Below are 13951 nucleotides of genomic sequence, written 5' to 3'. Positions count from 1 at the left end.
GATGGAAATCCACAGAGACAAACCGGTATCTTTTTCCAGTTGTCAACAATTTGCCCACAGCTTACCCACACGATGTCCACATGGGCTGTGGATATCGGAACGGTTGTTCGCGCACGTCCCTTCTGCTACAATGGGCACATGAAACAGATGGAGGTGACCAAGGTGAAATACTTGAGCGACCAGATGTTGATAGAAGTATATCAGCGTGCCGTCGACCTTCAATTGGATCCCGCCTTCATCGAGCTGCTCTGCGCAGAGATGGAAAGGAGAAACCTCCGCATTACACAAGTCAGCGCTTGATGGGCAAACCTCAAGACAGCATCCATCATAGAAAAGCCATCCGTTTCGGCGGATGGCTTTTTTTGATGCGTCTCCACACGTATGTTCGGGACACTGTCCCTCGCTTGTGCCGCACCGCTCGGGTACGGCGGCTGTCTTCCGCGGCATGTCCGGTTGGGGGCAGCCGCTTACTCTGCCGTGACGAATTCGAACGCGGTGATGGCCTTGAGCGGCGGTTCGCCAGACGCAAACCACTCCGGCAGGAAAAAGTAGACGGGGCCGTCTTCGCGCAGCGGTTTGCCGTCTCGGGAAAACTGCAGGATCGCCCGTCTGGCCTGTTCGATCGGCAGCGTCACCGGCTCCTGTCCGTGCCGGTGGATGCGCACGTGCGTCGCTTCCGGCAGCGGGTTGGCGTTGTCGATAAACGGGGCCAGCCGCATGCCGTAATCGCCCTCAAGCGCTTTCCGTTCTTCCGCCAGACTCCGCCGTTCCGACGGCAGTGTGGCTCCTTCCCGCAGTTCCTTGTCCCACTGGGAACCGGTTCCCTGCAGGTAGGCGGATTGCCGTCCGTCCGTCTGCTCTTCTTCTCCCCGGTAGGTGCGCAGGTCGATTTTTCGTTCGTCGAAGATCCACACACTCGGGTCCAGCGTGATGGGGAACGACACGGCCCCCTTGAACACGATCACATCTGACATCCAGCATTCCTCCGTTTGTACAAAATCCTACCCTTGATTGTACTGTACATGCCGGGATGCGGCAAACGGATCTTGGAAAAGAAAATTTTCTGAAATAAGAGTAATTTTGTAATTGACTCATGATTTTGAATTCATTAATAATAGTAACCAATCAATACGGAAACCTGTCTGCTTTTTACCACTCTGGGCTTACGGCAGGATGGACAAGCATGTACGGAAAAGGGGTTGTTGTCATGAACAGGGAAAGCGTTCGCGCCCTGCTGGACTCCGTTGCGGACGACGTGATCCAGTGGAGGCGGCACCTGCACAAGCATCCGGAACTGTCGTTTCAGGAGGAGAAGACAGCGCAGTTCGTGTACGACCGGCTGCAGTCGTTCGGGAATCTGGAACTCTCCCGGCCGACCAAAACCAGTGTGGTCGCCCGTCTCGTCGGCGCCCAACCGGGACCGGTGATCGGTCTTCGGGCCGACATGGACGCACTGGAGATCCAGGAAGAGAACGACTTTCCGTTCGCATCCGCGGTTCCCGGCGTCATGCATGCCTGCGGGCACGACGGGCATACGGCGATGCTCCTGGGCGCGGCGAACGTGCTCTCCCGCCTGCAGGACCAGATCAGGGGAGAAGTGCGCTTCATTTTCCAGCACGCGGAGGAGATGCACCCCGGCGGCGCCCGTGAGATGGTGGAGGCAGGCGTGGCGGAGGGCGTCGATGCCATGCTCGCCATCCATCTGATGTCGTCTGTCCCGGTCGGCAAAATCGGGCTTGCCTACGGTCCGGTCACGGCCAATTCCGACCGGTTCGACATTACGATTCAGGGCAGGGGCGGTCATGCCTCCACGCCGCATTCGGCGATTGATCCGGTGGCGATCGGCGCGCAGGTGATCGCCAATCTGCAGCAGATCGTCTCCCGCAACACCGATCCACTGGAACAACTGGTCATCTCCGTGACCAATTTTCACGGAGGAACGGGGGCCTACAACGTCATCCCCGACAAGGCGGAACTGCGCGGCTCCGTGCGCAGTTTCAGCCAAGCCGTTCGCGAAGCGGCGGCGAAGCGAATGGAACAGATTGTCAAGGGGATCGCGGAAGCGCACGGCGCCGCGTACCGCTTTGACTACCGGTACGGGTACGCTTCGGTGGTAAACGATGAACAGGTCACCAGGGCGGTGGAGGAACTGATCGTGGAGGAATGGGGCGAGCAGGCGCTTCTGCGCATGCCGCCGATGATGGGCGGCGAAGATTTTTCCGCGTTCGCCGCACGCGTGCCAAGCTGCTACATCTGTCTGGGCGCCGGCAACGCGGAAAAGGGCATCGTGTATCCGCATCACCATCCGCGCTTCACCGTTGACGAAGACGCCCTGCGGGATGGGGTTGCCCTGTTCGTTCGGGGCGCATTGAAATGGACGGCTGCGGAAACCGGCCAACCAACAGGAAGCACGTAGGAGGCGATAGAGAATGGCAAATGGCGCGGCAGGCTTGCAGCCAGACCTGCAAAACCAAAAAGGGATTTTGAAATGGATCGAAACCGTAGGGAACAAACTGCCTCACCCGTTTATGCTCTTTGTGTATCTGTGCCTGATCCTGATGGTGATCTCAGCCATTCTCGCCGGACTGGACATCTCCGTGATGCATCCCGGCAAAGGGGAAGCCGTCCCGGTGAAAAGTCTGCTGAGCGTCGAAGGGATCCATTGGATTCTTACCAGCATGTTGAAAAACTTCACCGAATTCCCGGCACTCGGCCTCGTGCTGACCATGACGTTGGGGATCGGTCTGGCGGAAAAGGTGGGCCTGCTCACGACCGTCCTGCGCAAAATCATGACCCGCGTGCCGAAAGTGATCGTCAGCTACGCGGTGGTATTTGTCGGCGTGCTGGGCAACCTCGCCTCCGACGCGTCCATGGTGATCATTCCGCCGCTGGGCGGTCTCGTCTTCCTGGCGATGGGCCGCCATCCGATCGCCGGTATCGCCGCCGGCATGGCCGGGGTCTCGTCTGGGTTCACGGCCAACCTGTTCATCGCGGGCACGGATGCCCTGCTCTCCGGCATCTCCACGGAGGTGGCCAAGACGATCGATCCCCACGCCCACGTCTCCCCGCTGGACAACTGGTTTTTCATGTCCGCGTCCGTCTTTCTCCTGTCCTTCATCGGCGCCTGGATTACGGACAAGGTGATCGAGCCGCGCCTGGGCGTGTATCAGGGAGAAAAGCAGGTCCGCTTTGAGGAGTTGAGCGAGCGGGAGAACAAGGCGCTGCGCGCAGCCGGCATCGCCGCCCTGGTATTTGCGGCAGTGACGGCCCTGCTCGTCGTTCCGGAGGGAGCGCTCCTGCGCGATCCCAAGACAGGAGACTTTTTGACGTCGCCGTTCCTCAAGGGCATCATTCCGATCATCCTGCTCTTTTTCGTGACCGTTTCCGCCGTGTACGGAAAGAAGATGGGGCTCATCACGACTACCAAGGACATTCCGCGCTACATGACGGAAGCGGTGAAAGACATGTCCGGCTTTATCGTGATGGCCTTTACGGTCGCCCAGTTCATCGCCTTCTTCAACTGGAGCAACATCGGCATTCTGCTGGCCGTAAGCGGCGCTGATTTCCTGAAAAGCATCGGGCTGACCGGGCTGCCGGTCGTGCTCGGGTTCACGCTGTTCACCGCATTCGCCAGCCTGTTCATCACCAGCGGTTCGGCGTTGTGGGCGATGCTGGCTCCGGTGTTCATGCCGATGCTGATGCTGCTCGATTATCATCCGGCGTTTATCCAGGTGGCGTACCGCATCGCCGACTCGGCCACCAACACCATTTCGCCGGTGAATCCGTACCTGCCGCTGATCCTGGCCTACTATCAAGAGTACAAAAAGGACGCGGGAATGGGCACGATCTTCGCGACGATGACACCGTACGCGCTGTCCTTCCTGCTGATCTGGATCGTACAGATGATCGTCTGGTTTGTCCTTGATCTGCCGGTCGGTCCCGGCGTCTATCCCCGCTGAGGCCGACAGGCGAAGAGCCGCATGCTGTCGAAGCTGCGGCTCTTTTTGCCGGAACGGAAGACATTCAGGCTTGGACATTTGCGGGAGAAAGGGGTATGGTGAAAAGGAAGAAACATGCAAAGCGAGGGGAGAACAGTGCCGCATCACTTTGACATCCGGATTGAACGACGAGGCACCAACAGTTTGAAATGGGATTACAACAAGCGGATGATGGGAGAAGAGGACGTCCTGCCGATGTGGGTGGCCGATATGGACTTTGCGTGCCCGCCGGCGGTGACGGAGGCGCTGGTTCGCCGGGCGCAGCATCCCGTTTACGGGTATCCCGGGCGGCCGGCCGAGCTGTACGAGGCGGTGGCGGACTGGTTCGCCAGGCGGTTTGGTGTCACGGTCGACACCGGTTGGTTGGGAACGGTGCCGGGGGTCGTGCCGGGAATGCACATCGCCGTCGAAGCGTTTACCGAACCGGGCGACAGCGTCCTGATCCAGACGCCGGTCTACCATTCGTTTTTTTACGCGGTGGAAAGCTTGGGCCGCCGGATCGTGCAAAATCCGCTGCGGGAAGAGAACGGCCGGTACGTCATGGACTGGGACGGCCTGCGGCAGGTCTTGGACGAGAACCGGCCGAAACTGTTTTTGCTGTGCAGTCCGCACAATCCGGTGGGACGGGTGTGGACCCGGGAGGAACTGGTCCGGCTTGGACAGATGTGCGCGGAACGGGACATCGTGGTGGTGTCGGACGAAATCCACGCCGACCTCGTCTACGAAAAAGGGCGGCACGTGCCCTATTTCTCGCTCCCGGATCCCCTGGCAAGCCAAAGCCTTACCTTGGTCTCTGCCAGCAAGACGTTTAATCTCGCCGGGTTGACCAGCGCGTTTGTGATTTCCCCCGCTCCCCGGCTGCTGCAGGCGTTCAGGCAGGCGGCCAGGCGGATGGGGCACCCATTCCTCAACCTGTTCGGCATCGAAGCGACCATTGCCGCCTATCGGCACGGCGAGCCGTGGCTGGATGAACTGCTCGTCTATTTGAAGGGGAATGCGGAATACATCCGGGACTTTCTGGCCGAGCGAATTCCCGAAGTATCCATGGCCGTTCCCGAGGCCACCTATCTCGGATGGATGGACTTCCGCCGGTTGGGCCTGAGCCAAAACGAACTGAACGCACTCGTGCGCAAGCGGGCGAAGCTGGGCCTGCATGACGGGACGGTGTTTGGAAAGGAAGGGGCAGGGTTTCAGCGGATCAACTTTGCCTGCCCGCGCGTCGTCCTGGAGGAAGCGATGTCCCGCCTGGAGAGGGCTCTCCATGAGTAGGGCGGCAGCGCTGTGCGACCTTCGCTACACCATCTGCTTCGTGACGAGCGGCGAGTACGTGCTGATGCTGAACCGCCGCCGCGCCCCCAACATGGGCTTGTGGAACGGGCTGGGCGGCAAAATCGAGCCGGGGGAGACGCCGACCGAGAGCATCCTGCGGGAAGTGAGGGAAGAGGCCGGGCTGGTTCTGCCGGACGTCGTCTACGGCGGTGTCGTCACCTGGCAGTGGGAGGGCGGAGCGGGCGGCATGCACGTCTTTCTCGCTTCCGTACCTCCCAAGACCATTGTGCAGGGCGTGCGGGACACGCCGGAGGGCATTCTTGCCTGGCAGCCGCTCGCCTGGGTGCTTGATCCCGCCAACCGGGGCGTGGTGAGCAACATTCGCCACTTCTTGCCGGTGATGCTGCGCGATCCGCGTCCGTGCCGCTTCAACTGCCTGTACGATCAGGAGCGGTTGGTCAGCGTAGAGCAGTTCCCGTTGGAAACGCGGTGAACTTCCTGAATTTGACATCGGCATGCCCGCTTATTACAATGAGGGAACGGGCAGCCATAAGCGCTGCAGGCTGTACACTGGCAGCGAGGGCGATATGAGATGAACAGGATGGGTCTGAAGGACATGCAGTCGCAGTTGGAAGCGGCCGTCGAGCAGGCGGCCCGGTTCACCGGCGAAGGAAAAGTGGCCGCGTACATACCGGAACTGGCCAAACAGGACAAAAACCGGCTGGGAGCGAGCGTCTGCCTCCTTGACGGCACCCTGCTCACGGCGGGAGACGCGCATGTGCCGTTTACCCTGCAGAGCATATCCAAAATCTTTTCGCTGATGGTGGCCTTGTGCGACCACGGACAGCGGTACGTGTTTGAGCGGGTGGGAAAAGAGCCGACCGGCGACCCGTTCAATTCCATCGTCAAGCTGGAATTGATCAAGCCGCACAAACCGCTCAACCCGATGATCAACGCGGGGGCGATTGCCGTCGCCGGGATGATCGCGGGCGCGAACGTGGAGGAGCGGCTGGCGCGCATGCTGCGCCTGCTGCGGAAGATGACGGGCAATCCTGACCTGTCCGTGAACGAAGCGGTATACCGTTCGGAACAGGAGACGGCCAACCGCAATCGGGCGCTCGCCTACTTTCTGAAGGACAGCGGCATCCTGGAAGGCGACGTGGAAGAGACGCTCGACTTCTACATTCGTCACTGCGCGATCGAGACGACGGCCGCAGAGCTGGCCCGGCTGGGGGCGGTGCTGGCCGCCGACGGATGCGATCCCGCGAGCGGCGAGCGGTTCATCCCGCGGGAGGTGGCCCGGATCTGCAAAACGTTTATGGTCACATGCGGCATGTACAATGCGTCCGGCGCGTTTGCCATCGACGTCGGCGTACCGGCCAAAAGCGGCGTGGCCGGCGGCATCATGGCCGCGGTTCCGAACCGCATGGGAATCGGCGTGTACGGCCCGGCTTTGGACGACAAGGGCAACTCGCTGGCCGGGGTCAAACTTCTGGAAACCATTTCCGCCGAGTGGAACCTGAGCATCTTTTAGGAGCGCGGTTGTAGGTCTTCGGAACGATCTGTGCCGTTCGGGAGGGTGGACCGGTTACAGTTGTCTCCCCATCTCCCCTTTTCAAATGGGCCAGAATGGCGTACTATGTATGGTAAGGATGGTGGCAAACGGAGGGATAGGTTTTGACAGAGATTAAGGTTCCCGATCTGGAACAAAAAGCGCTAGCGTTGCTGCGAGCGGACGCAGAAAAGATCTATAAACTGATCGACGTACAGATGGAAAACCTGACCATGCCGCAGTGCCCGTTGTATGAAGAAGTGCTGGACACGCAGATGTTCGGGCTGTCGCGTGAAGTAGAATTTGCCGTCCGTCTGGGACTGATCGAGGAGGAAATCGGCCGCGAGATCATGGGCTCGTTGGAGCGGAAGCTGGCCGATCTTCATGAGCACCGGCAGAAGTAAAGCGAGGGGGTGGCGACGTTCCTCGCTTTTTCATTTTCACGAAAAAAACCTTGCATTTTTTCAATGACTGCATTACATTTATACATATCATTTTCATTGTGCCAAAAGCGATGACAGAGACCAGTACACGGTCCAGCGGCTTGACAGGGAGGAATCGCCGGAGACTGAAAGCGGTTCTGAAGCGCGCCCCGTGGAATTCCCTCTGGAGCTGTCCTCTGAACGGTTGTCCCAGTAGGAGGAGCACCGGGTCATTCCCGTTACCAATGGCAAAGAGAAGCTGAGCTGTCCTTCACCCGAAGGCACCTCAGGCTTAAGCAGGGTGGTACCGCGAGCAGACTCGTCCCTACAGGGGCGGGTTTTTTTCATGGGCCCGTTGCCACACCCACACAACCGCATCCATCATCAGCGATGACAGAGACCAGTAAGCGGACCAGCGGCTTCACAGGGAGGATCGGTCCTGACTGAGAGCCGATCCGAAGCGCGCCCCGCCGAATTCCCTCTGGAGCTGTCCTCTGAACGGCTGGCGCCCCCAGTAGGAGGAACCGGGTCATCCCCGTTATCAATGGCACGAGTGAGGCCGGGTGTCTGGCAGCAGCGTCTGTTCCTGGCCTAACAAGGGTGGTACCGCGAGTAAATCGACTCGTCCCTTTCAGGGGGACGAGTTTTTTGTTTCTCCATACAGGACATACGATTTGGTGAAGGAGGGGTTCGTGTATGACGAACCAAACGGAACAATGGACGAACCGGTTGGGGTTCATCCTGGCGGCCGCCGGGTCGGCGATCGGGCTCGGGGCCATCTGGAAATTTCCCTACGTGGCTGGCACGAGCGGGGGCGGGGCGTTTTTTCTGCTGTTCCTGCTGTTTACCGTGCTGATCGGTCTGCCGCTGCTGTTGGGGGAGTTCGTCATCGGACGGAGCACCCAGCAGGAGGCGATTTCGGCTTACCGCACCATCGCTCCGGGTACGGGCTGGCATTGGATCGGGCGGCTGGGGGTGGCCACCTGCTTCCTGCTGCTGTCGTTTTACAGCGTGGTCGGCGGCTGGATTTTCACCTATTTCTTTCGCGGCCTCACCGGTCAGTTGATCGGGCAGCCCTATGAGCAATTGTTCCAGGACGTGATCGCCGACCCGATCGGCTCCGTCGCGGCGCAGTTCGTCTTCATGCTGGCGACGATCGTGGTCGTGGCCCGCGGGGTGCAGAGTGGGATCGAATCGGCCAACCGGTACATGATGCCGGGGCTGTTTCTCCTGTTCCTGGTGCTGATGGTCCGCTCGCTGACGCTGGACGGGGCGGGAAGCGGGGTGGCGTTCTTCCTGATGCCCGACTTTTCCAAGCTGTCTGCGGAGTCGATCCTGTACGCCATGGGGCAGTCGTTTTTCTCGCTCAGCGTCGGGGTGTCGGTGATGGTGACCTACAGCTCGTACCTCGGCAAAGAGGAAAACCTGGTGAAATCGGCCGGGTCGATTGTCGGCCTGAATCTCCTGGTCGCCTTTTTTGCGGGGCTGGCGATCTTCCCGGCGGTGTTTTCGCTCGGCATGAAGCCGGAGGCGGGGCCGGGCCTGCTGTTCATCATCCTGCCGTCGGTGTTCGAGCATATTCCGTTCGGCACCGTGTTTTTGCTGGTGTTTCTCGCCTTGTTCCTGTTTGCGACGCTGACGAGCGCCTTTTCCATGCTGGAGGTGATCGTGGCTTCGCTCGCCAGGGGGAACGAAGAAAAACGGAAGCGGCTTTCCTGGATCGTCGGCATGCTGATTTTCGCCGTCGGGATTCCGTCCGCGCTCTCGTTCGGCGTCTGGTCGGACGTCACCTTCTTCGGCAAAACGATGTTTGACGCCGCCGATTTTCTCGTGAGCAACGTGCTGATGCCGCTGGGGGCGCTGTTGATCGCGGTGTTCGTGCCATTGAAGATGAAGCGGGAGGTCCTGATCCAGGAGCTGCAGGCCCGTACGCCGCTGGGCAGAAAGCTGTTTGCCGCCTGGCTGCTGCTGCTCAAGTACGCGGCGCCGCTTGCCATCATCGTCGTCTTTCTGCATTCGCTCGGCTTCCTGTGAGAAAAAAGACTGCCGCGTCGGGCAGTCTTTGCCTGCAGACAAGGTTTCGTAAGGAACAGGTCTGCAGGCTTTTTTGTTGAATACAGGAATTCATATCAGCAATCGTTTTAAGAGGCCTCTACAATCGACAGGATGAAGGCCGTCGGCTGTTCTCGCATGGGAGTGTGGAATGCATGTCTGAAGTAGTCTAGGAGGCTTTCCCGCCGCCCTTCGGAAATACGGTATACGAAAGAGCGACGATGCTGTCGATTACGAAGATCAAGGTCCAAATTCTGCTAAGGTTGTTGACAGTTGGATTGGCAAAAGGCAGTGTTCCTTCCTTGGCTGAGAAAAACTCGTCAAAAAACTGGTTCATGCTTGCCATTTCATAGACGCGTGAGGACAGCCCGAACAGTAAGAAGAAAACCAGGTGGGCTGCCGCATAGACGGCCAGATGAACGTAAAAATGCTTCCGTTCTTTTTGTGCGTGTTCCTTGCCGACCAGCTTCTTCGGCGGAGCGATAGCGGGAGCAGGCTCCCCTTTCCACTTGGCTACATAGATTTGGATGTAGGAATCAAGTTTTTTGAAGTCGCTTTTCCCATACGTGATCGCATAGAGGAAAACAACCACGATCACGACTTGGTAACTGGAAAACTGCCCTGTTTGCAAATAATCGAAAAAGCCTAAGGAAGCGATCCACAGGTCATTGATAATAAAGAGAAGAAAAAACACAAAACTGAGAGTTTTTTTGCCAAACCAATACCTGAGGACCAAGAAAGTGATGATGGAAATCCAAAAGATGACTTCTGCGAGAATCAAGAACATCCATTTATGGCCTAAAATGTAATCCATGGTTGTTGTCTCCCTTTACAAAGAGTGTGAAAACATGGTGAGCCACTTCATGTCGGCTTCCAGATGGAGGATTTTTCCCTCGATCAGGTACAGAATGTATTCATTGTCGCCGGTTGGATCGATACTTCTGCGCAGCCTTTGCAATTGAAAAATGGTTTGAATAATGAGCTCCTGTTGGCTTTTGATCATGTCGTGCAACGAATCAAAGCGGAGCTTCTTGGCGCACAGCAGCTTGAAGAAAAACTCGTCCTTCAACAATGTTTTTTCAACGGGCTGCAGAAGCCAGGCAGACAAATCTTCCTTTCCTTTATCGGAAATTTTGTAAACTTTCAGTTCGGAGGATCCGTCCCTTGCCTCCTCAACCCGTCCGTCACGGACAAGCCGGTCAATGGTTGTATAGATTTGACCGGCATTCAGTTCCCATTGATGGTAAACCATACGCTCGAATGAAACCTTCAGATCGTAGCGGTGACGGGGTGCTTCCGATAACAAGGTCAATATCGCGTACTTCACAGACATAAAAACCCATTCCTTATTGTTTAGTCATGTTTAAGCGCTTGACCAAGTTTGTATCTCGCCGCCTTTTGGGCAGGAACGACAGCTGCCAGCAGACTGATCAGCAAACCGCTGAAGGTAGACAGCAACAGCGTATCTATAGAAATGACAAAGGAGGCGGCCGTGTCCTGCATGGTCAACGCATTTACATACGTCATCGCGATTCCCAGAAGGATGCCCATCAAGGTCCCGCATATTCCCATCACAACCGACTCGCTCACGATTGATGTTATGACTTGCCCGGAAGTAAACGCCACTGCCCTCATTACGCCAATCTCCCGCATCCGATCCATGACATTCATGATCAACGTATTGAGAATGCCTATCCCGACGACGGCGATGGAGATCATTAACAGGCCGTTGAACAGACTCTTTACGCCTGGAAGGGCGCGCTTTTGTTTTTCCAGCTCCTCGGATAAAGTCTGCACGCGCTCAAGATCAAACGGGAACGTATTCAGGAGAAAGTCCTTCACACTGGTTTCGGCAGCGCGATCCGCGACTGTAATCAAGCCTTTGTAGGCATTCGTTTCGGGGAACAGCTTGTCGAAATGGCTTTCTTCCATAAAAGCGGTATAACCGCCGTATTGAGAAGTGCTGACCTTGCCGAGCACGATCAGCTCTGTCGGTACGTTATTCCGGATGATTCGTATCGGATCGCCTGCTTTTCCGCCCCATTCGCGAAAAGCATAGTCGCCTAGCAATACCCCGTTCGGGTGCGCTTTCAGAAGCTGGAGCAAATCCGTATTTTTCCTTTGGGGATCATAAAACAACGGGTGTTTTTGGTACCAGTCCGGATTGGCACTGATGATGGTAAACCGGTTTATTTTCTTGTCTCCACTCCATAGAACCTCTTTTTCTTTGTAAGCGGTGACGCCATGAATGCCTTCGAACTGTTGGATCGCATTCAGTTTCTCGGGAGTAAGTGGGGTTTCCGAGGACAACTGCAGGTTTCCCCCGAAGGAGTGATTCACCTCTGATTCAATGCTCGTTTCCATGGAAGCGAAGATGGAGGAGACGAACAGGCCTAGACAAATGACGAAGGCCAGGATGACCGACATGTTGGCCGAGCGATTGAGCGTGCGAAGAATGTTGTTGCTGGCGATCTTTCCCTCGTAGCCCATGAAGCCGATCCTTTTGAAAAAGCGCGTGAACAGGCTGAGTATGAACGGGAACAGCAGTGTGACCCCCGCCAATAAAAACAGGAGCGAGACAATGCTGTTCAAGAACACGCCAAATAACAGCACAATGCCAGCTACAACCCGATAGGTTGTTTTTTCCTTCTGTTGAGCAGGAACTTGTTTCAGCGTGGCGATCACATCGATTTTACTCGCATATGCAACCGGGATGTGCGCAGCGGCCAACGGGATGCACAAGCCCAAGATGATCGTGATCGGCAGAGCGATGGCAAACTCCGGCGAATAGCTGATGTTGGCTTGGAAGGAATGGAATAATCCTTTCTGCATCAGGGATGCCAGCCCCAACCCGAGAGGAATTCCAAAAATCAGCCCGATCAAAGAAAGAATCAGAACCTCGCACAAAAACAGCTTTTTGATTTGTGAGGGGATGAAACCGACTGTTTTCATGACGGCAATCTCATTTTTTCGCTCCACCACGCTGACATACAAGGTGTTGTACAAAATAAAAGCACTGATTATCATAGACAGGCCGCCAATGGCATAAAGCATGAGATACAGCTCTTCCAGTTGATTGGTTTGTTTTTCGTCCAGCACAATTTTTTCCATGAAAACAGACGGATCGCTAATTTTATTGCCGATAGAGGCAAGAGCGGACTGTTCCTCCGCTGTATCGTTCAATTTGATGCGTATCTCCTGGACTTGGCCGGTCAGAGAGTACCATTGCTGGACTGTCTGGAGGGGAGCCAAAGCCCGCCAGCTTTTGCTGCTGGCTTCGTCCCAACTGCTTGGCCCTTCCAACAGCGGAGTGTCTTTGACAATCGCCGCGACAGGGACCTCCATATTGCCCGTAGGCAACTGCAAACGGACAAGATCCCCGGCGTTCTTTTTCCACAAGCCAGCAGTTGTTTGAGGGAGAATGATCCCCTCGTTTGTAAGGTTCCCGGAAACGGCCTCCAAAGTAAGCAGTTCGTTCCGGAGCGATGACAGACCCGTTATGCGCAAGCGTGTTTGGGCAAGGTTCTCGGGACCGCCCAAATCAAATCTTGCCTGCTTGTGAATGACGCCTATGGCGGCTTTTACGTTGCTGTCTTGCTGTATGTCGTCCAGGACGCTGCCGGAAAAGGTATGGCTGCTTGACTGTATGGAATAGTCTGCGTTTCCCGTGTAAAGCTTCAACCGTTCCATCGTCATCTTTTTGGCGGTCTCGACTGTGCTCACGACGGCAAAGATGCTGGATATTCCGATGAGGATGGACAGTATCGTATAAAAGGAGCGCAGTTTATTACGTGTTAAGTAGCGCCAGGATACCCGCCAGTACATCATGCTTATCTCCTTCCTTGTGCTTGATATCCATTTCGATAACCCCATCCCTCAGGAAAATGATCCGATCAGCATAGCTGGCAGAGAAGACGTCGTGCGTCACCATGATGATCGTTAAACGGTCTTGCTGCTGCAAGGACAGCAGCAAATCCAGCACCTCTGTTCCCGTTTTTCGGTCGAGGTTGCCCGTAGGCTCATCGGCCAAAATAACGCTCGGTTTCATCGCAAGCGCTCTTGCGATTGACACCCGCTGCTGCTGGCCGCCGCTTAATTGCGAGGGGAAATTCCCTTCTTTTCCTTGAAGATGTACGGCTTTCACCAGGGAAGATACCGTTGCTTTCACCACCGATTTAGGCAGGCCTTCCGCTTCCATCGGGAACGCAATGTTTTCCTCGACGGTCATCGCAGGAAGCAATTGGTAGTTTTGAAAAACGAAGCCGACGTTTTTCCGGCGAAACAACGTTCGCTCTCGCTCCTGCAAGTCATGTATCGACTTTCCTCCAATGGAAACCTCTCCCGAATCCGGGGTATCCAGGCCACCCAACAGATTGAGCAGCGTACTTTTCCCCGAGCCAGATGGTCCCATGACGGCAACAAATTCCCCCTGCGCAATTTCCAGATCAATCCCCTTTAGTACCTGAAAGGACGTTTCTCCTGTCTGATACCATTTCGTCAGGTTTTTTACCGTGATCATTGGCTACCTCCCAAGAAAGTATATACCGAGTATATACAGGGAGTCGTGGCATTATCAAGAGAAACATGCAAAAATAGGAAATCGAACACTTCCTGTTTTTCCTAACATGGTCACAACGATTCAATTCCACGGTAATCGT

Annotated in this window: 13 protein-coding genes and 1 other annotated feature; of the genes, 8 read left to right on the top strand and 5 right to left on the bottom strand. The window is 56.2% G+C overall.

Annotation, left to right across the window (positions count from 1 at the left end; genetic code table 11):
• The first annotated feature begins 162 nt into the window (after positions 1–162).
• Positions 163–300: a sporulation histidine kinase inhibitor Sda gene (locus A6764_RS14185; RefSeq protein WP_029099378.1), complete on the top strand. Its 138-nt coding sequence runs from the start codon at positions 163–165 to the stop codon at positions 298–300.
• Between the two features lie 167 nt (positions 301–467).
• On the opposite strand, the gene A6764_RS14180 is transcribed toward A6764_RS14185, so the two are convergent.
• Positions 468–974, bottom strand: coding sequence for a molybdopterin-binding protein (locus A6764_RS14180; protein ID WP_029099379.1), 507 nt, complete (start codon positions 972–974; stop codon positions 468–470).
• A 233-nt stretch (positions 975–1207) separates the two neighbouring features.
• Between A6764_RS14180 and A6764_RS14175 the strand changes: the two genes are divergently transcribed.
• From A6764_RS14175 to A6764_RS14145, 7 genes are all read left to right on the top strand, one after another.
• Positions 1208–2416 carry an amidohydrolase gene (locus A6764_RS14175; RefSeq protein ID WP_065066196.1) on the top strand — a complete coding sequence of 403 codons (1209 nt, stop codon included), beginning with the start codon at positions 1208–1210 and terminating at the stop codon, positions 2414–2416.
• A 13-nt stretch (positions 2417–2429) separates the two neighbouring features.
• The gene (locus A6764_RS14170; protein WP_065066181.1) at positions 2430–3959 is read left to right on the top strand and encodes an AbgT family transporter; all 1530 of its coding nucleotides are present in this window, start codon (positions 2430–2432) and stop codon (positions 3957–3959) included.
• 114 nt (positions 3960–4073) lie between these two features.
• Positions 4074–5267 (top strand): MalY/PatB family protein, encoded by a 1194-nt coding sequence (locus A6764_RS14165; protein WP_065066182.1) that lies wholly within the window; start codon positions 4074–4076, stop codon positions 5265–5267.
• Positions 5260–5760, top strand: coding sequence for an NUDIX hydrolase (locus tag A6764_RS14160; RefSeq protein ID WP_065066183.1), 501 nt, complete (start codon positions 5260–5262; stop codon positions 5758–5760). Before A6764_RS14165 ends, A6764_RS14160 begins: the two co-directional genes overlap by 8 nt.
• A 108-nt stretch (positions 5761–5868) precedes the next feature.
• Positions 5869–6801 carry a glutaminase A gene (glsA, locus tag A6764_RS14155; protein WP_065066184.1) on the top strand — a complete coding sequence of 311 codons (933 nt, stop codon included), beginning with the start codon at positions 5869–5871 and terminating at the stop codon, positions 6799–6801.
• A gap of 143 nt (positions 6802–6944) precedes the next feature.
• Entirely contained in the window at positions 6945–7223 is a 279-nt protein-coding gene (locus A6764_RS14150; RefSeq protein WP_029099385.1) for an Fpa/YlaN family protein, read from the top strand.
• Positions 7224–7622: 399 nt separating this feature from the next.
• Positions 7623–7874: a binding site (T-box leader), on the top strand.
• Between the two features lie 63 nt (positions 7875–7937).
• Positions 7938–9275 carry a sodium-dependent transporter gene (locus tag A6764_RS14145; protein ID WP_065066185.1) on the top strand — a complete coding sequence of 446 codons (1338 nt, stop codon included), beginning with the start codon at positions 7938–7940 and terminating at the stop codon, positions 9273–9275.
• Positions 9276–9462: 187 nt separating this feature from the next.
• On the opposite strand, the gene A6764_RS14140 is transcribed toward A6764_RS14145, so the two are convergent.
• From A6764_RS14140 to A6764_RS14125, 4 genes are read right to left on the bottom strand one after another with little or no spacing between them, the layout of a single operon-like run.
• A complete protein-coding gene (locus tag A6764_RS14140; RefSeq protein WP_029099387.1) occupies positions 9463–10107 on the bottom strand; it encodes a hypothetical protein in 645 nt (214 codons plus the stop codon).
• 15 nt (positions 10108–10122) lie between these two features.
• Positions 10123–10626 carry a PadR family transcriptional regulator gene (locus A6764_RS14135; RefSeq protein WP_065066186.1) on the bottom strand — a complete coding sequence of 168 codons (504 nt, stop codon included), beginning with the start codon at positions 10624–10626 and terminating at the stop codon, positions 10123–10125.
• A 20-nt stretch (positions 10627–10646) separates the two neighbouring features.
• On the bottom strand, positions 10647–13121 hold the full coding sequence (locus A6764_RS14130; RefSeq protein ID WP_176703204.1) for an ABC transporter permease: 2475 nt from the start codon (positions 13119–13121) through the stop codon (positions 10647–10649).
• Positions 13081–13812: an ABC transporter ATP-binding protein gene (locus A6764_RS14125; protein ID WP_029099390.1), complete on the bottom strand. Its 732-nt coding sequence runs from the start codon at positions 13810–13812 to the stop codon at positions 13081–13083. Before A6764_RS14125 ends, A6764_RS14130 begins: the two co-directional genes overlap by 41 nt.
• Between the last annotated feature and the right edge of the window lie 139 nt (positions 13813–13951).

The sequence above is a fragment of the Brevibacillus sp. WF146 genome (assembly GCF_001673705.2).
In the GTDB taxonomy this organism is placed as follows: domain Bacteria; phylum Bacillota; class Bacilli; order Brevibacillales; family Brevibacillaceae; genus Brevibacillus; species Brevibacillus thermoruber.
The sequence above is the reverse complement of the archived record's forward strand: the minus strand, read 5'-3'. Positions and strand labels throughout refer to the sequence as shown.